A 21,200-nucleotide genomic window follows, 5' to 3' on the forward strand; every position below is an offset into this window, starting at 1 on the left:
ACTTGTAGGTCAAAAAGTAGCAAGGGCGCCGCGGCGCCCTAAAAGATAGTGGCTGGATTACAGCTCCATTACTCCGTCCATTTCAACTAACGAATCTTTCGGTAGTTGCTTAACGCCAATAGCGGCACGGGCAGGATAAGGTTGCTCAAAGTAGCGCCCCATTATTTCGTTGACGGTCGCAAAGTTGCTCAGATCGGTCATATAGATATTGAGTTTAACGATATCTTGCAGTGAACCGCCAGCGGCTTCACACACAGCGGTTAAATTATCAAATACCTGAACCACTTGGGCAGCAAACTCATCACTGACCATCTGCATAGTTTCAGGATTTAACGGGATCTGGCCAGAAAGATACACTGTGCCGCCTACTTTAACTGCTTGAGAATAAGTACCGATAGCCTGTGGGGCTTTGTCGGTTGCAATAATAATCTTCTCTGCCATAAACTTTTTCCTACTTGTCGTTATTAATAGTTGTCGTTATGTCGACGGGTTAATAAATGCAGGCTAAGCGCCGCGCAACTTAACGGTTACGCGAGGTACGCAATACTTCGGGTAGTACACGAATACGGCGCATCACATTGGCCAGATGAACTCGGTCGGTCACCGAGATCCGTAAGTTAATCAAAAAGACTCTGCCATCACGCTCTTCGGTACTTAAACTATGAATATTAGAGCCTTCGGCGGCCACGATCGAGGTGATCTTTGCCAGTGCACCTTGATGATTGACGATTTCGATACGTAAATTGGCTTGGAATTCGATACCTTCGGCGTTATCCCAATGCACAGGAATATATTTATCGGGTTCGCCCTGATAGCCACGGATATTGGCGCAGCTTTCCATGTGCACCACTAAGCCTTTACCAGGGCTAACATGAGCAATCACGGCATCGCCAGGAATGGGGCGGCAACAGTTAGCAAAAGATACCAGCATCCCTTCGGCGCCGCGAATGGGCATCATATTGGCTTCTTTGTGCTCTTGGGTTTCTATTCTATCGCCCTTAAGACGCTGGGCAATAACAATGCTCATGGCATTGCCTAGACCGATATCGGCGAGTAAAGACTCGAGGTTTTTGTGCTTGGTTTCATGCACGACTTTGTCAATCTGTTCTGGTGCAATGTCTTTAAGTTTGACATCACCTAAGGCGTGATTGAGTAGACGTTTGCCTAAAACCACCGCCTCATCTTCCTTGAGACTCTTGAGTAGTTGCCTTATCTTGGCGCGTGCCTTACCTGTGACGACAAAGTTAAGCCAGGCTGCGTTAGGTCTGGCACCCTTAGCGGTAATGATTTCGACGGTTTGCCCCGAGATTAACGGCTGACTCAAGGGATACGCTTGGCGGTTGACGCGCGCGCCAACACAAGTGTTACCAACATCGGTATGCACTTCGTAGGCGAAATCCACTGGCGTTGCTCCCACAGGAAGCTCCAAGATGCGCCCTTCAGGGGTGAAGACATAAATCTCTTCAGGGAACAGCTCAGTCTTAAAGTTTTCCACAAACTCGAAAGAGGTGCTGGCGCTTTGTTGCAGCTCCAATAGGCTTTGCATCCACTTGCGTGCGCGTACTTGGGTGGTGGTGCCTTGCTGTTGCGTGCCGGCGCCTTTATAGAGCCAGTGAGCCGCGACCCCTTTGTCAGCCATCTGATCCATATCTTCGGTACGAATTTGTACTTCAACAGGGACCGCATGGGGGCCAAACAGCGAGGTGTGCAGCGATTGGTAACCGTTCGCTTTAGGAATGGCAATATAATCTTTAAAACGCCCCGGACGTGGCTTATATAAGCCATGCATCGCGCCCACCACTCGATAACAGGTATCTATGGTGTCGACTATGATGCGGAAGGCATAGATATCCATGACTTCCTGAAATTGGAGTTCTTTATTACGCATCTTGTTATAGATGGAATAAAGGTTTTTTTCTCGCCCCTTTACCGTGCCTTTGATGCCCGCATCTTCTAAGCGGGTTTTTATCGCCACTTCAATGCGCTGGATCAGCTCTTTACGGTTACCACGAGCCGCCTTGACTACCTCTTTGAGTACGCGATAGCGCATCGGGTAGTAAGCCTGAAAACCTAAATCTTCGAGCTCGGTCTTGATGTTGTGGATACCTAAGCGGTTGGCGATCGGTGCGTAAATTTCTAAGGTTTCACGGGCGATACGACGGCGTTTGTCGGGACGCAGTGCACCTAAGGTACGCATATTGTGAGTGCGATCGGCAAGCTTAATTAAGATGACGCGAATATCTTGGGTCATCGCCATCATCATCTTGCGAAAGTTTTCTGCTTGGGCTTCTTTTTTATCGCGAAATTTGAGTTTGTCTAGCTTTGAGACGCCCTCAACCAGCTCACCAATTGCGGGCCCAAAAAGTTCGGACAGCTCTTCTTTGGTGACGGGAGTATCTTCGATAGTGTCGTGCAGCAGAGCGGCCATTAGCGTCTCATGATCGAGACGCATTTCGGCCAGGATGCGAGCGACCGCAACCGGATGGGTAATATAAGGTTCGCCACTGGTACGCATTTGCCCTTCATGAGCGTCGCGCGCAACCTGATAGGCCTGCTTGAGTAATTCTACTTGCGTCGGTTCTAAATAAGCTGACGCAGACTCCTTGAGACCTTCAAACAGATACAAGTGGCAGCACTCCTTATATAGCGTTGCGGCCTTCAGCGATGGCAGCAACAGCAGCAATTTCTGCCGCTTCACGTTCGCGCACAGTTTGACGCTCATCGGCATCAAGTGTGTCAGCGGTGACTAAACCCAGTTCGATTTCGCGCAGGGCGATAACCGTTGGCTTGTCGTTCTCTTCTTCAACCATAGGGTCTTTACCCTGCACGGCGATTTGGCGAGCACGACGCGCTGCAACCAGGATCATATCAAAACGGTTGCCGATTTGGTTTACGGCGTCTTCTACAGTTACGCGAGCCATGTGTTGAAACTCCAGTGATTATGGGTGAAAAAATGACGCAAAATTATACATTATGACAGTTAGTCTGCCAATAGATCGTTAAGCATATCATTTAGAGTATGAATTTGACCAGCGCGAGTAAGGCGTTGGCTACGAATTATTGCTTTTAAATCGACCTGAGCTTGCTCGAAGTCGTCATTGACTATGATGAAGTCATACTCACCATAGTGCGAAATCTCAGAAGTGGCTTGTGCCATGCGGTCAGCAATTACTTCGCTACTGTCTTGGCCTCGACCGGTAAGGCGGCGTTCCAGTTCAGCTTTTGACGGCGGTAAAATGAATACCCCGATGGCCTCTGGCATCATCTGTTTCACCTGTTGCGCGCCTTGCCAGTCGATATCGAGAAACACGTCGATCCCGTCGGCGAGCATCACCTCAATCGCTTCGCGCGAGGTGCCGTAGTAGTTACCAAACACTTCAGCCCACTCAAAAAAAGCTTGTTTTTCAATAAGCGCTTTAAATTTATCGACCGAGACAAAGTGATAATGTTGGCCGTCGACTTCCCCCACACGTGGCTGGCGCGTAGTATGCGATACTGACACTTTCATATCGGCAGGATTATCCTGCAAAATAGCGTTAAGAAGAGAAGACTTGCCGGCACCACTAGGCGCTGAAATTATAAACAGGTTTCCGCGAGCGGTCATGAGCGTACTATCCAAAAAGCTGATTAATTTAGGTAGCCAGACATTATACAGCCTAGCGGTAAATTTAGGCTAGTGATTTAGCCTATTAGTGTCACTGTTTATCCGCCAAGGTGAGTAATTTATGGTAGTTTTTAAGTTCTAGCTCAGCGTTGATAGTTTAGACTCTTGGCTGAGCCTGTGAACCGATAGCTAATGTAGTAGGATTTTTATGCAGTTTAATACCTTTTTTTGTCGTCAAGGCGTGGATAGCAGTGTGCGTTTTGCGCTGATCAATCTCGCCGCATTCTTTGCCGTATTGATTTTCTATGTGCTACTAAACGGCCATGTATCGCTTTTGTTAGTTGGGCTTGCTGCGGCGGTGTTTGCCGGCTTAAGTGCTAAACGTCGGTTGCAAGGTCGGCCCATCATATGGGCTTTTTTGCCTGCGCCTGGGCTGATATTACTGAGTCTTGGTCTGATTAATGAAACCAATACTATAGTCATTGGTTGTGGTGTGTTACTGGGGCTAGCTGCCTGCGTGTTTGCCGTGCTACAAGCGCCCCCTAAAAGCCAATTTAGGGCAAGCAGTTACGGCTATCGGGGGCCATTATCACCGGCGAATCGCCGCGTAAGGCGTGTCGAACCTGTGATTGCTGGCGATGGGCGCGATGCTGTTATGCCCCTTGAGCTCGATGATGACCCCAATGAGTCCCCCTATCGATTTCAGGGGCATCAAGCGAATGACCAACAAGCTTATGAGCCTGCTGACGGCTCTAGTGATCACAGTGTGAGTACACATAATCGTGAAGCCCTCGCAAGTATCATAAAGGTGATAGGTCAAGGTGCTTTACATGCCATTGAGGTGATTAAAGCCCGGCCCCGAGCCAGTTTGCTTGGCGCTGGCAGCTTGATGTTAGTGAGCGCATTAGTGTTAATGTGGTCGGATGAACCTAGTGCTACCCAGAGTGCACAGCAGGAAAACACTGAAGCATCGGGGAGCACAAACCAAACGGCCTCTTATCAAGAGGCAATAATGCCCGATGGTTTTAGCATACTACTCGATGAAGATGTGTTGATGATCAGTTGGTTAGGGGAGCGCGGCGAACCAGGATTATTGTGGTCATTAGCTACCGGCCAAGGTGATCGTAGCTGCCAAGAGTTAACCTTTAATAATGGTGCTCAATATCGCCCGATGGAGGTGAGTTTATTGCCTGATTCATCAACGTTAGCCCGATTTTCGCCGCTCGATACTCGAGCCATTCTTAACGATGTGGCCATGCGCGGCAGCCTTAAGTTGTGTGGGTATCAGTTTAGTCTCAAAGGCAGTCAGGCAGCATTGGCGAAACAAGCGGCGTTTCGTCCCTATCTTTAGGCTTGTGGTCTGCACTATGAACGGGGGATTAATCGGCGAGATCTATCACAGCTAGCTTTATACAATAGGGGGGCAATGGCGGCCATTGGCGCTGGTGTTCATCGTCATAACTGATTAAACTCATCGGTTACATTTTTAATGCTCGGTGGCCTGCGCGCCGCCCCTAGTCCAGTTGGTTGTAGACAATGGTTGCGACGCACTCTTCTAGTACACCCGATAATGAGTTAAATAATGTCACGCTGGTGATCATGGCAGCCGGCTTAGGTCGTCGTTTCGGCGGCGATAAGCAACTGGCAAACCTAGGGCCGCAGGGCGAAACCATGCTTGAGCTCTCGCTGGCGAGTGCGATAAAGGCAGGGTGTTCGGCGGCGGTGATAATCACCCGCGCCGAGCTTATCGAACCGCTGCAGCAGCGGTTAACCGCCTTGCCAGACGGTTTTGCACTGCATTTTTGTGTGCAACAAACCGATGACTTACCAGCCGAGTGTTTGCCTTTGCAAGGTGAAGCTAAGCGGCGGGGCAAGCCCTGGGGAACTGCTCACGCACTTTGGTGCGCCAGGCATTGGGTTAATGGCTCTATGATAGTGATTAACGCCGATGATTATTATGGTGATAATGCCTTTAAATTGCTGGTCGATGGCTTTAAACACGCTAGCGAACGGTGGCAAATAGTAGCTTATGGCCTCAATGAAACCTTGTCACAACATGGTGGCGTTAATCGGGGGATTTGCCAAACACAAGGGGACTATTTAAGCAGTGTCCAGGAGTGGCTCGATATTGCATGGCAAGGTGATAAACTGCTGGGACACAATGGTCAACAACAAGCCGAGCTGGATCCACACAGCCTAGTGTCGATGACATGCTGGGGGTTTTCGGTCGATATTTTTAGGGTGTTAGAGCTGGCCTTGATTCACTTCATCAAAGATTGTGGTCATCTTGCTGGCAGTGAATGTTACCTGCCTGCTGTGGTGCAGACTTGCCTACCGTCACAGCATCAGCAAGACCATAATATCAGCGTCAAACCGGTTTACGTTAACATTAGCCCCGACACTTGGATGGGGGTGACATATCCGCAAGATGCCCTCTGGGTCAAACAAAAATTAATGGAGTTATTGGGTGATTGAGCTTATTCGGCAGCAGGTGCTGCCCCACTTTGGCATAACCGATTGCGCTAAAGTGTCGCCCCTTGGCAATGGTCATATCAATGACACATTTTTAGTGCGCTCACCGCAGGGGAAGTTAGTCTTACAGCGGATTAATACTCAAGTCTTTAAGATGCCAGAAGCCTTGGTGAATAACGCTAAAAAGATTGCCAGCCACTTGCAAATGAAGGTGGCCTGCGGTGATTATCAATTAAGTGTGGTGGCACCGGTGTTGACCATGGATAACGCCTTATATGTCGATTTAGCCGACAATGGTTTTTGGCGCGCGATTAATTACTTACCCCACAGTCATAGCATCGAAGTGGTATCTAATGAGCAAGAAGCCGAGTCAGCCGCTAAAGCCTTTGGCCATTTTTCACGCGCCTTGAGTGATCTAGATGCGACCGACTTGGAAGATGTGATCCCGCAATTTCATCACCTTCCCGGACGAATAGCCCAGCTTAACCAGGCCGCCACCCAAGACATAGTGGGTCGATTAGTACACTGCCAACACTGGGTTGATTTTGCACTGGCGCAGACTCCTCTACTTGATGAATTGGCTCTGTTGGCTGAGACATTACCGCTGCGAACCTGCCATAACGACACAAAAATCAATAACATGCTTTACGATAAGCGCGACATGAGCAGTTTAGCCATCATAGATTTAGATACCTGCATGAAAGGGCATTTAATGTATGATTTTGGCGATATGGTGCGCACCTTTACCTCGCCCGAGGAGGAAGATTCCACCCACCTTGAGAAGGTTGAGGTACGCGAGTCGATATTTGCCGCTATCTGCCGTGGCTATTTAGCTGAGCTAGGTGATGTGTTAACTGTGGATGAAAAGCGCAGCCTGTGGCTGGGTGCGCGAGTGATCTGCCTGATGATTGGGGTCCGCTTTTTGACCGACTATCTCAATGGCGATAGCTATTTCCATGTGCAGCATGACACCCATAATCTCGAGCGCGCGGCGAATCAGTTTACCTTGTATCAAAGCCTATTGAAGCAGCAAACGACGTTGAAAAAGTATTTTCAATAGTCGGTGCCAAGGGCGCTATTCTAATGAAAGGCGGGCATGAATAATGGGCGCCTTTTGTTATGTTGGTTACGACTCTTAGCAATACGTGACTCGCTTGCTCAAGATCAATTAAGGTGCAACTCATCCTCGCAATCACTATTAAAGTGTTGCATAAGCCCTTACACTGCTTACAGATTAATAACATTGGATAACCATTGATGGCCCCCATTATCTGTAGTACTGCCCTAGAAGCAGTGTCTTTAATCGAAAGCGGTGAAACCCTATGGACCCACTCGATGGGGGCGACGCCTAAGGTGCTACTCGATGCGCTAGCGCAGCATGCGTTAACGATTCAAGACTTAACCCTATTACAGCTGCACACTGAATGTGCCGAGTCGCTTAGCTCACCCAATCTGAAAGGGCATTTGCGACATCGCTGTTTTTTTGGTGGCCTACCAACGCGGCAATTGTTACAGCGTGGTGATGCCGACTATGTACCTATTTTCCTCTCGGAAGTGCCCAAATTGTTTCGCTCGGGCGAGCAACCCATCGACACCGCGATTATTCAAGTATCGCCACCAGATAAACACGGTATCTGCTCTTTAGGTATCTCGGTCGAAGCCACCTTGGCCGCTTGCCAAGTAGCTAAAAAAATCATCGCTCACATCAACCCTATGATGCCGCGCACTCACGGTGATGGATTTATTCACTATCAAAAATTTGCCGCTGTGTATGAGCAGAGTATGTCTTTACCACAACACCCACTCGCAGCTAGCGATGTCACCAGTTTGGCGATAGGTCAAAATGTGGCAAAACTAGTGCGTGATGGTGATTGTTTACAAATGGGCATAGGCGCGATCCCCGACGCCGTGCTTGCTTGTTTAACCGAACATCAAGATCTTGGTGTGCATACTGAGTTATTTTCCGATGGCGTGCTTAATCTGGTCGAACTTGGGGTGATTAACAATAGCCGCAAAAAAGTGCACCCGGGTAAAATTGTCACCGGTTTCGCCCTCGGTAGCCAGCGACTCTATGACTATGTCGACGACAATCCATCGGTGATCTTTATGGATATTGAACAGGTCAATGACACCTCGATCATCCGTAAAAATCCCAATGTGATGGCGATAAACTCGGCGCTGCAAGTGGATATTTCGGGACAAATTTGCGCCGACTCATTAGGCACGCGCATCTATTCCGGCGTGGGTGGGCAGATGGACTTTATTCGCGGCGCGGGATTGTCAGAAGGCGGCCGCTCGGTGATTGCATTGCCAAGCACCGCAGCGCATGGAAGTGTGTCACGTATCAGCACCGTACTCTCACCTGGTGCGGGCGTGGTTACCACCAGAGCCCATGTGCATTACATCGTCACCGAATATGGCATTGCCAACTTGCGAGGTAAATCACTACGAGAACGCGCCCGCGCCTTAATCGACATCGCCCACCCAGATTTTAGAGAGCAGCTTTGCCAAGAAACTTTCGATATGTGGGGACTCACGGTTTAGTTTCATCTTGTAATAAACATATAGCTTCTGCGAAGGGGCTTATTCCCTCTTGAGTCGCACTACTTTGATTCGTTCTCTGGGCGCATTCTCTGCCAACCAGGCTGAAGCGTCAGCCCTAATAGACAAGCTAGGATACCGAATAAGGTTATCCTGGTTTTTACTTTTCTATCATTGGTTATGTTGAGGTCTTTTGGCTGGTCGCGCATCAGCCCCTTTCCTCAAACCTGTCACTCCTGTTTCGATGAGCTGGGACAGAAAGAAGCAAAGGGCAGCATTAGTATGACGTATGTTGAGGTCTACTCATCAATAAGTTAGAAGCGATAGCAAATAGGCAATAGCCGGTGAAGAACCAGAAGCCGATTTCTAGTTGGGCGTGCATCACTATCAATTCGCCCATCTGATCTTTGGCGTTACCGGCGAGATAACTGACAATGATGGCGACCACAAATACATCGGCCATGCTCCATTTACCTATGGCGTCGATAACGCGTGTAAGTATTATCGCCGTGCTGCCCTGAGTGAAAAGCAGAACGGCTTGCGCCAGTAGTTTGAGGGTAGGAATAATTACCGAGAAGGCGACAATCAAGAGCCCGACCAACAGGTTACCACTTTGTATCAGGTCTTGTACCGTCCCCAGTATACTACGGTGCTTGCTATAAATTTCCACCTGGCCCTCCAGCTGGTTAAAACCGAGGAATGCTGATACCGAGCCGAGCAAACCGCGTGTTTCACTGTCTTGAGTCATTAACTCTATGGTGGTCTGGGCAAATTGGGATTTATCAGCGTGGCCATCTAGGCTTAACATTGGCAGGCTGAGACCGGGTATAAGTAGGGCTAAGGCGATGAGAATCACTAATAACTGTAGCCATTTACTCCGTTTTGACATGATTGCTCCATTTTTCTATGTTGCCTGTGGGTTGGCACCTGAGGATCGATTATACCCTATTTGGAGTGAACGCTAGCTGAATGTCGCCGCTCACGCTGGAGATATTTTTTATCATGCCAAGCGTCACCTTTAAAGTCTGGTTGCAGCCATTGGGTGATGCATTTTCATCATCTGGCTGAGACTCTTGTCGATATTGTCTATCCTAATTTTAGAGAACAGCTCCGCCAAGAGACCTTCTATCATGTGAGGACACACATATTGGCTTTACAGTATCTCAAAACGAAAAAAGCCTCATATTGAGGCTTTTTGCTAAGAGCGAGGTACTTATTCAACGTTTTGGATCTGAATGTTGAACTTGAAATTTAAATCTTTAAAATTCAGTATCTTGTGTTTTTATTGGTGTGGTTAATTCTATTTTAGTCACCAATTTAGTCACCACATCTACTTTGTTAAGCAGCTTTGCCGAAGTCAGCTTCTACTACTCATTTTTTGTCTTGAAAGAGCAAGTGTTGCGGTTTGGACTAAGTGATAAATTAATACAAGATACCATATTGGCTGGATGCGCAGGAATGGCAGGTATCGTCATCGAACATATTGCCAATATTAGTCATTTCCTTGCAGTATATGCATTTTATTCTGTAGGAGTCACTTTCATGAATAGCTTTAGCGGCTGACTTTACTTGACGAGGTGTGGAGTTTAGGCTCATTTTTTGTTGTGTCACCCACTCAAGATGGGAGCTATATGGACCATGCCATCCAACGATAGCCGTTGAAATGGTGATTCCATCCTCCAGTATGTCTATGCGCATATCCTGGTTATATGCCTGATTAGTTACTTTTGCAGATGATACGTCGAAATGTTGCTTAGCCATATTGTTGCAAGCGTTATCGTCACAAGTGACCGGCTGGCCTTTGGATTTAAAATCGGCGTCAATTAATTGATTACATGTGCTACAGATAAAAAAGGCATTTGATTGGTCAATTGCTCTAGCTAATGCTTTCAGGCTGTGTATTAGGCGGTGCGGATTTACATTAATTTTTTGATGGATAAGCTTATCAAAGTTGCCACTGTTGCTGTTAACGTGGGCGATAACAGTAAAATCTTTATCAATATTAACAGTGTAAAGTGGTCTCACTTGCTTGTGTATTTTCCTTACTGATTGATATTGATTGAGCTCTTCAGTTGTTAAAAACCGCTTTTCATTAGTATTTAAATCAATAAGTGGTGTATTGGCGCATAGGTCAATCGGGTCAAGGGTCTTAAAAGGAGAATCAAACCTTGTGGCAGGTGAACCATATATGAAATGCGTTAATACGCCGTAAGGTGTGATTAAATCAATAAAACGATTAATCCACTCCGCATTCCCAGTAAAGTGAATGGCATCTTGCTCTAAAAGTGATTCAATCGTTGGAATGGAGTCGAGATCCATGTCGTGTTCCCTATGACAAACTAAAGCTGTTGATTAAGAAAGTATTGTAGCTAAATTGCCTCAACGCTGTAACTAGGAGTTTGCGATTCGTCCGCTTAATGAGCGGGCTACAAATTCTGAACTTAAATCGTGATTATCAATTTTTAAAAAGCTATGATTAGATTAGAAAAATACCGCTGCGAGGGAATGATGGCATTGAATACACTGGGTCAAAATTTAGAAAACAAATCTACAAACTTTAGTTTTCTGTCATCATACGATCCCATCTTTTTAGATTTAGCCTATAGCGCAGAGCGTGCCTTTACCTCAGACCCCAACACCACCTTAATTAAGCTGCGTCAGTTAGGTGAAGCAATGGCGCAAGATATCGCCGCTAGGTGTGGTATCGAGTTTGACGATAAAACGACGCAAGCGGATCTGCTTTATAAAATTCACCGAGAGTTAAACCTAGAACCTGTCGTTCGTCAGCTATTTCATTCTTTAAGAATTGAAGGCAATAAAGCGACTCATCAGTTTAGAACCCAGCATAAAGAAGCATTAGAAGGGCTAAAGCTGGCTCGAAGCTTAGCTATTTGGTTTCATCATGCCTTTGGCGAACTCAAGTCTCCCTTTAAAGCAGGCCCATTTGTCTCTCCTGAAGATCCAAGTAAGCAGCTACAAGATTTACAAACACAGATCGAGCAGCTGCGCAGCGAACTTAATGATAACCACCAGCAGCTAGCAGATAGCCAGCAGTTAACAGAGTTAATCGCGCGGGAAAAAGAAGAATATGTGGTGCTTGCTGAACAAATGGATGCTGAGGCCCGAGCTTTATCTCAGCAAGCGGCTGAACATGAGCAAGCACTCGCCGAGCAAAAGCAGCAATTCGAATCACGTATCAAAGCACTACAAACTGAATTAGCACAACTTGCTGAAGCTGATAGCCAAGCTGCGACAAAAAATAAGAAGCAAATTAGCAAGCAAGCGAGCAAAGCAGGCAGTCATATTGAGCTCAGTGAAGAGCTAACGCGGGTACTTATCGATCAACAGTTAAGAGATGCAGGATGGATTGCTGACTCTGAAAGATTAGATTTTCGCAAAGGCACTCGGCCTAAAAAAGGCAAAAATATCGCCATTGCAGAATGGCCTACCCAGCATAAGGGCCTACAAGGCCGAGCTGATTATCTACTATTCTGTGGCTTAACCCCTGTGGCAGTCGTCGAGGCTAAAAAAGAGAACACCAACGTCGCGGGTAAGATAACTCAAGCGGAACGTTACTCTAAAGGATACAAACTTACTTCCCCTCAACAAGGCGCATGGGAATTAGAAGGTCGCACGGTAGCATGGGCTGATGAGGAAGATGGTCATTACCATATCCCCTTTGTTTATTCATCTAATGGCCGAGAGTTTAATAAGCAACTGGCAGAGTTATCAGGCACTTGGTTTCGAGATGTCCGTAAACCCAGCAATGCAAAGAAGGCGCTACAGCAGTTTCATTCGCCTGATGGCTTACTCGATAAATTAAAACGTAGTCGTGAAGATGCAGAGAAGTTACTGCAGCAAGAGGGCTTTGATTACCTTGGCCTACGCGATTACCAACAAAAAGCCATTGCTGCCGTTGAGTCAGAATTAGCGCAAGATAAAACCCAATGTCTGCTGGCTATGGCAACGGGCACTGGTAAAACCCGTACCATTATCGGTTTAATGTACCGATTTTTAAAAGCCGAACGTTTTAGACGTATTTTATTTCTCGTTGATAGAACCGCATTGGGCGAGCAGGCTTGTGATTCATTTGATGAAGCGAAGCTTGAACAAAATAAAGTGCTGTCGTCGATCTACAATATTGCCGAATTAGGCGATATGGCCAGTGAAGCCGAAACCCGTATTCAAGTCGCTACCGTGCAAGCCATGGTCAAGCGCATTTTTATGTCTGACACACCGCCGCCACTTGATGAATTTGACTGTATTATTGTTGACGAAGCCCACCGTGGTTATGCGCTTGACCAGCAAATGACAGAAGGTGAATTGGCAACACGAGACGCCAGCCAATACCTGTCCAGTTACCGACGGGTACTCGATTACTTTGATGCGGTGCGTATCGGCTTAACCGCAACGCCTGCCAAGCACACAAGTGAGATTTTTGGTAAACCGGTTTACACCTACAGCTATCGCGAAGCGGTGGCAGATGATTGGCTAATCGACCATGAACCACCCATTCGATATGAAACCTTATTAAACAAAAATGGCATCAAGTTCGAAAAAGGCGAAACCATCAGTGCTATTAATACGCAAACAGGTGAAATCGAAACTGCCGATTTAGAAGATGAGTTAAAGTTCGAAGTTGAATCATTTAATAAGCGGGTGATAACTGAGTCATTTAATGAGGTTATTTGCCAAGAGTTAACTAAAGAATTAGATCCATTAGGCGATGAAAAAACCTTAATTTTCTGCGCCACAGACGTTCATGCTGACATGGTGAAGCGTCTGTTAGATACAGCATTCATTGGTATATATGGTGATGACTACAATCAAGCTGCAGTGGCTAAAATAACAGGTCAAAGTGACAAAGTAAGCCAGCTTATTCGCCAGTATAAAAATGAGCGATATCCTAATATCTCCATTACCGTTGACCTATTATCAACGGGTATCGATGTGCCTAAGATTTGTCATCTGGTGTTTTTGCGCCGCGTTAAGTCGCGCATTTTATACGAACAAATGATGGGCCGTGCGACTCGTCGTTGTGATGACATTGGTAAAACCGCATTTAAGATTTATGACCCAGTTGATATCTATACTGCACTTGAAGCCGTTAATACCATGAAGCCCATAGTGAAAGACCCAAACATCACCCTAGAACAGCTGGTGGATGAGTTAAGCGATGATCACCAGTTAACACAAGCACTAGATGCTCCAGGTGAACAGTTAGGCACTAGCCATGCTGACGATGTGCTGAATCAGCTTAGCCAAAAAGTCATGCGAGTGATGCGTAAAGCCGTTAAAAAGGCCGAGAATAAACCTGAGTTAAAAGCCAAGCTCGATCAACTTGAGGGTCTATGGGGCGTCGCGCCTGATAAGCTCCACCAGCACTTACATCAAATTGGTCCTAAAGCGGCTGCGCAGTTTTTTAAGCAGCATCAAGGCCTGCTTAATCAGTTAGCCGAAGTTCGTTATCTTGTTGGTAGCGATAAAATGCCGATCATCTATGAAGGCCGTGATGAATTCATCAGTCGTCAGCAAAACTATGGCGTACATGAAAAACCAGCTGACTACCTTGAAAGCTTTAACCATTTTATTAAGCAGAATATTAACCAATCGGCAGCCTTGTCCGTGGTGGTTAATCGCCCTAAAGACCTAACCCGAGAACAACTTAAAGAAGTTAAACTTTTACTTGATGCAGCAGGTTATAGTGAGGCCCATCTGCAAAGCGCATGGCGTAAAAATACCAACCAAGATATTGCAGCCAGTATTATCGGTTATATCCGCCAAGCTGCATTAGATGAAGCGTTAATTCCCTTTGAACAACGGGTCAATAAAGCCATGCAACGCATTTACAGCGAGCATGACTGGAACCCTAACCAACGTAAGTGGCTTCAGCGCTTAGCAAAACAATTAGTGCATGAAGCTGTGATTGATAAGGCATTTGTCAACCAACGTTTTGCCGATCAAGGTGGTGCTAAACGCTTTAACAATGTACTTGATGATCAGCTCGATACCATTATCGACGAGCTGAACGAATACCTTTGGCAGGTCGGTTAGCGCTTAATTTTCAGGGCATATTTTTAGGGGGTAGCCACTGAGATATGTATAGATATTCGTATTTTCTATACATGTTACCAGTAATGTTGATGCAATCGACATAACAACTCAAAACACGTAACACATGTCGATAAAGTAAGCTTTTATAAATATGTTTGCTTTACATGTCGATTGAATCGACATAAGCTCACTGCATTCTCTATTTATGTCGATAAATGAAGGTTTTTTAAACATGAAATGGCAAGCTGAGCAAGCATACAACCATTTACCGCCGTTACCGCTAGACAGCAAACTCGGTGAGTTGGCCGAAACCTTACCCATACTTAAAGCCTGTATTCCTGCCCGTGCCGCCCTTGCTGAGTTAAAGCAAGCCGGTGAGTTACTGCCTAACCAAGGCCTGCTCATCAACTTACTGCCACTGCTAGAAGCCCAAGGCAGTAGCGAGATTGAAAACATAGTTACTACCACAGACAAGCTATTTCAGTATGCTCAAGAAGATAGCCAAGCCGACCCTATGACCAAAGAGGCGCTGCGTTATCGCACTGCCCTATACCAAGGCTTTACCGAGCTAACTAGCCGCCCATTGTGTGTAACCACGGCACTAGAAATTTGCAGCACCATAAAATCAGTCCAAATGGACGTGCGCAAAGTGCCAGGCACTAGCTTAACCAATCAGGCCACCGGTGAGGTGATTTACACCCCACCAGCAGGTGAAGGTGTTATTCGTGACTTGCTTAGCAACTGGGAAGCCTTTTTACACAATGCAGATGATGTTGACCCACTGATTAAAATGGCCATTGCCCATTACCAGTTTGAAGCCATACACCCCTTTATTGATGGTAATGGCCGTACAGGCCGCGTGCTTAATATTCTTTACCTGATTGATCAACAGCTACTTAGCGCCCCTATTTTGTACCTAAGCCGCTATATCGTGGCTAATAAGCAAGATTATTACCGCTTACTGCTTAATGTGACCACCAAGCAAGAATGGCAAGCGTGGATCATTTTCATGCTTAATGCCGTTGAACAAACCGCTAAGTGGACTACCCACAAAATCGCCGCCGCCCGCGAGTTAATTGAACACACCACAGAATATGTGCGTCAGCAGTTACCCAAAATCTATAGCCATGAGCTAGTACAAGTGATTTTTGAACAGCCTTATTGTCGTATTCAAAACCTGGTTGAAAACGATATAGCAAAACGCCAAACCGCCTCAGTTTACTTAAAACAGCTGTGTGATATTGGCGTATTGCAAGAAGTACAATCAGGTAAAGAAAAGCTATTTGTTCACCCTAAATTTGTCACCTTAATGACCCAAGACAGCAATCAATTCAGTCGCTATGTCGGTGTGAGCAATCAATAGCCCTGAATCGATAAACAATCCAAATATAAAGCTAATGCAGCAACCATTAGCCGAATTTAATTAATTGAGAACATCAAATGAGCACTTCAAATAATAGCGATATCGTCCAAAAACTGTGGAATCTGTGTGACGTATTGCGTGACGACGGCATTAACTATTCTGACTACGTCACCGAGCTCGTCTTATTGCTGTTTATTAAAATGGTGCACGAGAACACCGAGGCAGGCTTACTCAATAAACATACCCTGCCAACAGGTTGCCGCTGGACAGATTTAAGTGACAAAGACGGCCTAAACCTGCTTGATGACTATAAGCGTATGCTACTGACCCTATCGACAGGTAAAGACAGCGAGGGTAACACCCTACACGCTGACCCATTAATTTTAGCCATTTATGCCGATGCCCAAACCCGCCTGCGTGAGCCACGCCATTTAAAGCAGCTGATAAAATCACTGGATTCGATTGACTGGTTCAGCGCCCAAAAAGACGGTTTAGGTGACTTATACGAAGGCTTGTTAGAAAAGAACGCCAACGAGACTAAATCCGGCGCAGGCCAATATTTTACTCCCCGAGCGTTAATCGACTCTATGGTGCGGGTTATTAACCCGCAAGCGGGCGAAGTGATTCAAGATCCCGCCGCCGGTACTGCTGGCTTTTTAATTGCCGCCGACAGCTACATTAAAGCGCAAACCGATGATCTGTATGATTTAACCGACAAACAAAAAGAGTTTCAAAAAAACCACGCCTTTGTCGGCGTTGAGCTAGTGCCATCCACCCGCCGTTTAGCGTTAATGAACTGTCTACTCCATGGTATGGAAGGTGACGACGAAGGCGTAGTGCATTTAGGTAACTCCTTGGGCCAAGTCGGCATGAGTTTACCCAAGGCCGATATTATCTTGGCTAACCCGCCTTTTGGCACCAGCAAGGGCGGCGATGCCTCCATCACCCGTGACGACCTAACCTATCCCACCAGCAACAAACAGCTGGCGTTTTTACAGCACATTTACCGCAACTTAAAACCTGGTGGCCGCGCCGCCGTGGTATTGCCAGATAACGTCTTGTTTGAAGCGGGCGTCGGTACTGATGTGCGTCGCGACTTAATGCACAAGTGTAACCTGCACACTATCTTGCGTTTGCCGACAGGCATCTTCTACGCCGCAGGCGTGAAGACTAACGTGCTGTTCTTCACTAAAGGTTCTGAGGGCGACAAGCTACAAGAAGAAAACTGCACCACTAATACCTGGGTGTACGACCTACGTACCAACATGCCTAACTTTGGTAAACGCACCCCGTTTGGTCAGCAACACTTAAGCCCATTTGAAGAATGCTATTTTGGCAAGAATAAGAAGGCGACCGCCATGGATGGCGGAAGTGTCGAAAATGCAGGAGCAATTTTCGACCGAATGGAAGGCGACTATAGCTTCAATGCCGAAGAGGTGGAAGTTGAAACCGCTGAAGTTAATAAGGGCATAGACCCACGCTTAGCACACAGCCGATGGCGCGTATTTAGCCGTGATTACATCCGCGACAGCAAAGGTGACTCATTGGATATCTCATGGCTTAAAGATGCTAACAGTGTCGATGCAGCAGACTTAGGTACACCAGAAAAACTCGCAGACGAAGCCATGACAGAGCTTAAAGGCGCACTAGCGGATCTTGAGGCTTTGGTTAAGTCATTGGCTGGTGGGGTTAAAGGATGAGTGCAGTGATTCCTGAAGGTTGGGCAGCCATAAAGATTGAAGATATTGCTGATGTTAAAGGTGGTAAACGCCTTCCAAAAGGTGAGTCTTTTAGTGATGAAATTACGGCACATCCTTATTTAAGAGTGACGGATTTTTATAATGAAACGATCGACATGTCAGATTTGAAATACCTGAAAGTCGACACTCACCAACAGATCGCAAACTATATAATTTCTAAAGAAGACTTGTATATCAGCATTGCAGGTACAATTGGCTTGGTAGGTTCAATTCCCCCTTGTCTGGATGGTGCTAACTTAACGGAAAATGCAGCTAAGATTTGTAACATTAGCGGTATCAATAATACGTATCTAAAGAGATTTTTGAACTCTCATACCGCAAAAGATCAATTTAAAGATAAAACTACCTCAAGTGGTCAGCCCAAGTTAGCTCTGTTTAGAATTAGAGATTGTGACTTACTGCTCCCCCCATTAGCCGAACAAAAAATCATTGCCGACAAGCTGGATGAGCTGCTGGCGCAGGTGGAAAGCACCAAAGCCCGCCTCGATGCCATCCCCGCCATCTTAAAATCTTTCCGCCAATCCGTCCTCGCCGCCGCAGTCAGTGGCAAATTGACAGAAGAGTGGCGTGGGGATGAAGATAGTTACATTGGGGACATTGTCACATTAGGTGAGGTTATTGGCACAATAGGTCAAGGGTGGAGCCCTAAATGCCATAATGAGCCCGTGACAGGTGAACAATGGGGAGTTATAAAAACTTCTGCTGTTCAGCAGATTGAATTTATACAGAATGAGAATAAAAGATTACCAGAAAGCCTAGAAGTGAGGACGCATCTGAAAGTTGCTTCTGGGGATATTTTAACAACACGCGCAGGCCCAAGGGTAAGGTGCGGTGTTACTTGTTATGTTGAAAACGTATCTTCTAACCTAATGATTTGTGACAAAGTTTATAGATATAAAGTTGCTGAAGGAAAGGGGATTAGCAAATTTTTAGCAATGCAGCTAAACAGCCTCTCCGTATTAGATAAGATTGAAGCATTGAAAACTGGTATATCTGAAAGTGGGATGAATTTGACTCAAAGTAAATTCAAACTGCTGGAGATCAATTGGCCAAATATTGAAGAACAAGCCGAAATCGTCCGCCGTGTCGAAGAGCTGTTCGCTTTCGCCGATAAAGTCGAAGCGCAGGTCAATGCAGCGCAAACACGAGTTAACAACCTCACCCAATCGATACTCGCTAAAGCCTTCAGAGGCGAGCTTACCGCCGATTGGCGCGCCGCTAACCCTGAACTCATTAGCGGTGATAACAGCGCACAGGCCTTGCTTGAGCGTATAAAAGCTGAAAGAGAAAAGCTCAAGCCAGCTAAGAAAACGCGAGCTAAAAAGGCTAAGGTATGATGAGTGCTATCTATTGTTTGAATTTAGCTGGTGGTGCAGAACAAACCGAAATTGCAAACTACTTCCCTGTAGTTTGCCCTTCGGGCCAACCTACGGTCGTCCAAAATCGTTCCCGACGATTTTGTGTCCGCCGTGTCGAAGAGCTATTCGCTTTCGCCGATAAAGTCGAAGCTCAGGTCAGTAAAGCACAAGCCCGAGTCAATAATCTTACTCAATCAATACTCGCTAAAGCCTTCAGGGGCGAGCTCACCGCCGAGTGGCGCGAGCAAAACCCTGAACTCATTAGAGGCGAAAACAGCGCACTGGCTTTGCTTGAGCGCATTAAAGCCGAACGGGAAGCGCTTGCATTAGCAGCCAAAGCCGCTAAGAAAAAGCCCAGAGCGAAAAAGGCAAAATCATAATGGGGGTAATTTATAGTGTGAGTTTAGCTGGTGGCGCAGAACAAACCACTCTTTCACATAATCAGGCTCGTATCATCCGGCCGCCAAGGAAGGCGGGAGTAGAGAATAGGCAAGGAGCATTCGTGTTGAAGAACTATTCGCCTTCGCAGGTTAAAGTTGAAGCGCAGGTCAATATTGCACAAATAGTGGTTAACAAGCTCACCCACAAAATGTCAGGAGCATTTTGCTCCGCTTTAGCGCCTGTATAGGGAGAAAATCGATATTCGCTAAAGCTTTCAGAAGTGAACTTACCTTGCGAGGTGTGATTTATTACATTGTTTCATATAAATCAATAGATTAATATTGCCTGTGATTTTGGTATTAGTAAAAGTGTTGAATACCGTTACTAATGCTGACAGACAGTTGGCCAGTAAGCATCGTGTGTTTAAGCAGTAGATACTAGCGCTTTAATTATGTATTGGATAAAAAGCGTGAGCAGTACTAACCATTCACAAGTCAAACTAAAACGTTTGGTCAGCACAAAAATAATAAGGAACGTTATGAATATATTAGGGATAGCCTTTTCTGGTGATTTGTACTCTCCAATCACTTACAAACGTCAATCTGTTTTACATTCGAATCCTGTATAAGTCATTACCAATCAGATGTTTATTATTCATCGGGAATAGTTGGAAAGACTATATCATCGGTCATCCGAAGAGCATTAGGGAACAATTAGTTAATGGACGAGCAACCAAGAAAAAGTGGCGATACCTCATCTAGTTACGAATTACGTACTCCACGGATTCGTTTAGAGGAGGATGTCGTTCTTGCACCAGAGACGCGCAGAATGTTTGAAGAGGCTATTGGTGCTATGCGTCATCATAAAACAATCTATACAGATTGGGGTTTTGAAGCGGTTGACCCTATGGGCCGTAATATGATCCTCAATTTATATGGTCCACCGGGAACAGGTAAAACTCTTGCTGCCGAAGCCCTCGCAGGAACTTTAGAGCGCCAGTATTTTCACATCGGTATATCTGAACTTGAAAGTAAATATGTTGGAGAGACGGCCAAAAATATAGCTGCAACATTTAAAACGGCAGCGTTGGAAGGTGCGGTCATTTTTTTTGATGAAGCAGATACATTACTTGGGGCTCGACTCTCTTCGGTTACTCAAGGCATCGATAATGAAATTAATGCTATGCGGTCAACATTATTAATGGAATTAGAGCGCTTTGATGGCATCGTAATTTTTGCAACCAATTTTGCTAAAAATTACGATAGCGCTTTTGTCAGCAGGATTCGCTATCACATTGAGTTTAAACTCCCTGATATAGAAGGACGTAAACAATTGTGGCAGCGAATGCTGGTTCCTGGCGTCCCGTTAGACGAAGAGCGCGATATGATAATTGAACGTTGTGCTGTTGCATCTGATGGTTTATCAGGTCGTGAAATAAGAACTGTTTTACGTACAGCTTTTCCTCGTGCATTAGTCGAATGTGATAAAGACCCAAGGGTTAAGTGGCATCACTTTGAAACAGCAATAGAAGATGTTTGTTCTGCAAATAGGAATGTGGGTAAAAGTAGAAAAGATGTAATAACAAAAGCAGCCAATAATGTGACTAATACCGAGGTTAGTCGGCGGTTACTCGGAATTATGGAATAAGCGTTTAATTTTAAAGGGGA

The 21,200-nt window shown here is 46.0% G+C and carries 17 protein-coding genes; 11 read left to right on the forward strand and 6 right to left on the reverse strand.

The window, feature by feature from the left end; genetic code table 11:
* Positions 1-57: 57 nt before the first annotated feature.
* From DVO77_RS12440 to gmk, 4 genes are all read right to left on the reverse strand, one after another.
* Entirely contained in the window at positions 58-441 is a 384-nt protein-coding gene (locus DVO77_RS12440; protein ID WP_119978559.1) for a RidA family protein, read from the reverse strand.
* Between the two features lie 79 nt (positions 442-520).
* The gene (spoT, locus tag DVO77_RS12445) at positions 521-2,626 is read right to left on the reverse strand and encodes a bifunctional GTP diphosphokinase/guanosine-3',5'-bis pyrophosphate 3'-pyrophosphohydrolase (protein WP_110457592.1); all 2,106 of its coding nucleotides are present in this window, start codon (positions 2,624-2,626) and stop codon (positions 521-523) included.
* A 13-nt stretch (positions 2,627-2,639) separates the two neighbouring features.
* Positions 2,640-2,921: a DNA-directed RNA polymerase subunit omega gene (rpoZ, locus tag DVO77_RS12450; protein WP_012275521.1), complete on the reverse strand. Its 282-nt coding sequence runs from the start codon at positions 2,919-2,921 to the stop codon at positions 2,640-2,642.
* A 59-nt stretch (positions 2,922-2,980) separates the two neighbouring features.
* Complete coding sequence (gene gmk / locus DVO77_RS12455) at positions 2,981-3,604, reverse strand: guanylate kinase (protein WP_119978560.1); 624 nt, start codon at positions 3,602-3,604, stop codon at positions 2,981-2,983.
* Between the two features lie 208 nt (positions 3,605-3,812).
* Between gmk and DVO77_RS12460 the strand changes: the two genes are divergently transcribed.
* The 4 genes from DVO77_RS12460 (at position 3,813) to DVO77_RS12475 (ending at position 8,620) form a co-directional block, all read left to right on the forward strand.
* Complete coding sequence (locus tag DVO77_RS12460; protein WP_119978561.1) at positions 3,813-4,955, forward strand: hypothetical protein; 1,143 nt, start codon at positions 3,813-3,815, stop codon at positions 4,953-4,955.
* 185 nt (positions 4,956-5,140) lie between these two features.
* Positions 5,141-6,079 (forward strand): NTP transferase domain-containing protein, encoded by a 939-nt coding sequence (locus DVO77_RS12465; RefSeq protein ID WP_119978562.1) that lies wholly within the window; start codon positions 5,141-5,143, stop codon positions 6,077-6,079.
* Positions 6,072-7,136: a phosphotransferase enzyme family protein gene (locus tag DVO77_RS12470; protein WP_119978563.1), complete on the forward strand. Its 1,065-nt coding sequence runs from the start codon at positions 6,072-6,074 to the stop codon at positions 7,134-7,136. Before DVO77_RS12465 ends, DVO77_RS12470 begins: the two co-directional genes overlap by 8 nt.
* 197 nt (positions 7,137-7,333) lie before the next feature.
* Positions 7,334-8,620 (forward strand): acetyl-CoA hydrolase/transferase family protein, encoded by a 1,287-nt coding sequence (locus DVO77_RS12475; protein WP_110457587.1) that lies wholly within the window; start codon positions 7,334-7,336, stop codon positions 8,618-8,620.
* Between the two features lie 274 nt (positions 8,621-8,894).
* On the opposite strand, the gene DVO77_RS12480 is transcribed toward DVO77_RS12475, so the two are convergent.
* Positions 8,895-9,506, reverse strand: a complete 612-nt coding sequence (locus DVO77_RS12480; protein ID WP_119978564.1) for a paraquat-inducible protein A — start codon at positions 9,504-9,506, stop codon at positions 8,895-8,897.
* 533 nt (positions 9,507-10,039) lie between these two features.
* On the reverse strand, positions 10,040-10,936 hold the full coding sequence (locus DVO77_RS19125) for a hypothetical protein (protein ID WP_119978565.1): 897 nt from the start codon (positions 10,934-10,936) through the stop codon (positions 10,040-10,042).
* A gap of 189 nt (positions 10,937-11,125) precedes the next feature.
* On the opposite strand from DVO77_RS19125, the gene hsdR reads away from it, so the two are divergent.
* The 7 genes from hsdR (at position 11,126) to DVO77_RS12520 (ending at position 21,180) form a co-directional block, all read left to right on the forward strand.
* Positions 11,126-14,671 carry a type I restriction-modification system endonuclease gene (hsdR, locus tag DVO77_RS12490; protein ID WP_119978623.1) on the forward strand — a complete coding sequence of 1,182 codons (3,546 nt, stop codon included), beginning with the start codon at positions 11,126-11,128 and terminating at the stop codon, positions 14,669-14,671.
* 232 nt (positions 14,672-14,903) lie between these two features.
* Positions 14,904-16,034: a protein adenylyltransferase Fic gene (gene fic, locus DVO77_RS12495; RefSeq protein WP_119978566.1), complete on the forward strand. Its 1,131-nt coding sequence runs from the start codon at positions 14,904-14,906 to the stop codon at positions 16,032-16,034.
* A 77-nt stretch (positions 16,035-16,111) separates the two neighbouring features.
* On the forward strand, positions 16,112-17,734 hold the full coding sequence (locus tag DVO77_RS12500) for a class I SAM-dependent DNA methyltransferase (RefSeq protein ID WP_119978567.1): 1,623 nt from the start codon (positions 16,112-16,114) through the stop codon (positions 17,732-17,734).
* Positions 17,731-19,131 carry a restriction endonuclease subunit S gene (locus tag DVO77_RS12505; protein WP_119978568.1) on the forward strand — a complete coding sequence of 467 codons (1,401 nt, stop codon included), beginning with the start codon at positions 17,731-17,733 and terminating at the stop codon, positions 19,129-19,131. The genes DVO77_RS12500 and DVO77_RS12505 overlap by 4 nt, the downstream gene beginning before the upstream one ends.
* Positions 19,128-19,532 carry a hypothetical protein gene (locus DVO77_RS12510; protein ID WP_249038171.1) on the forward strand — a complete coding sequence of 135 codons (405 nt, stop codon included), beginning with the start codon at positions 19,128-19,130 and terminating at the stop codon, positions 19,530-19,532. Before DVO77_RS12505 ends, DVO77_RS12510 begins: the two co-directional genes overlap by 4 nt.
* A gap of 122 nt (positions 19,533-19,654) precedes the next feature.
* Positions 19,655-19,780: a hypothetical protein gene (locus tag DVO77_RS19360; RefSeq protein ID WP_259650889.1), complete on the forward strand. Its 126-nt coding sequence runs from the start codon at positions 19,655-19,657 to the stop codon at positions 19,778-19,780.
* Positions 19,781-20,253: 473 nt separating this feature from the next.
* Entirely contained in the window at positions 20,254-21,180 is a 927-nt protein-coding gene (locus DVO77_RS12520) for an ATP-binding protein (protein WP_119978570.1), read from the forward strand.
* Positions 21,181-21,200 lie beyond the last annotated feature (20 nt).

The sequence above is a fragment of the Shewanella algidipiscicola genome, assembly GCF_003605125.1.
Taxonomy (GTDB): Bacteria; Pseudomonadota; Gammaproteobacteria; order Enterobacterales; family Shewanellaceae; genus Shewanella; species Shewanella algidipiscicola.

Coding starts and splice junctions, on each gene's coding strand:
- DVO77_RS12440 (WP_119978559.1), bottom strand. CDS start 441: ATGGCAGAGAAGATTATTATTGCAACCGACAAAGCCCCACAGGCTATC.
- rpoZ (WP_012275521.1), bottom strand. CDS start 2,921: ATGGCTCGCGTAACTGTAGAAGACGCCGTAAACCAAATCGGCAACCGT.
- gmk (WP_119978560.1), bottom strand. CDS start 3,604: ATGACCGCTCGCGGAAACCTGTTTATAATTTCAGCGCCTAGTGGTGCC.
- DVO77_RS12460 (WP_119978561.1), top strand. CDS start 3,813: ATGCAGTTTAATACCTTTTTTTGTCGTCAAGGCGTGGATAGCAGTGTG.
- DVO77_RS12465 (WP_119978562.1), top strand. CDS start 5,141: ATGGTTGCGACGCACTCTTCTAGTACACCCGATAATGAGTTAAATAAT.
- DVO77_RS12475 (WP_110457587.1), top strand. CDS start 7,334: ATGGCCCCCATTATCTGTAGTACTGCCCTAGAAGCAGTGTCTTTAATC.
- DVO77_RS12480 (WP_119978564.1), bottom strand. CDS start 9,506: ATGTCAAAACGGAGTAAATGGCTACAGTTATTAGTGATTCTCATCGCC.
- DVO77_RS19125 (WP_119978565.1), bottom strand. CDS start 10,936: ATGGATCTCGACTCCATTCCAACGATTGAATCACTTTTAGAGCAAGAT.
- hsdR (WP_119978623.1), top strand. CDS start 11,126: ATGGCATTGAATACACTGGGTCAAAATTTAGAAAACAAATCTACAAAC.
- fic (WP_119978566.1), top strand. CDS start 14,904: ATGAAATGGCAAGCTGAGCAAGCATACAACCATTTACCGCCGTTACCG.
- DVO77_RS12500 (WP_119978567.1), top strand. CDS start 16,112: ATGAGCACTTCAAATAATAGCGATATCGTCCAAAAACTGTGGAATCTG.
- DVO77_RS12505 (WP_119978568.1), top strand. CDS start 17,731: ATGAGTGCAGTGATTCCTGAAGGTTGGGCAGCCATAAAGATTGAAGAT.
- DVO77_RS12510 (WP_249038171.1), top strand. CDS start 19,128: ATGATGAGTGCTATCTATTGTTTGAATTTAGCTGGTGGTGCAGAACAA.
- DVO77_RS12520 (WP_119978570.1), top strand. CDS start 20,254: ATGGACGAGCAACCAAGAAAAAGTGGCGATACCTCATCTAGTTACGAA.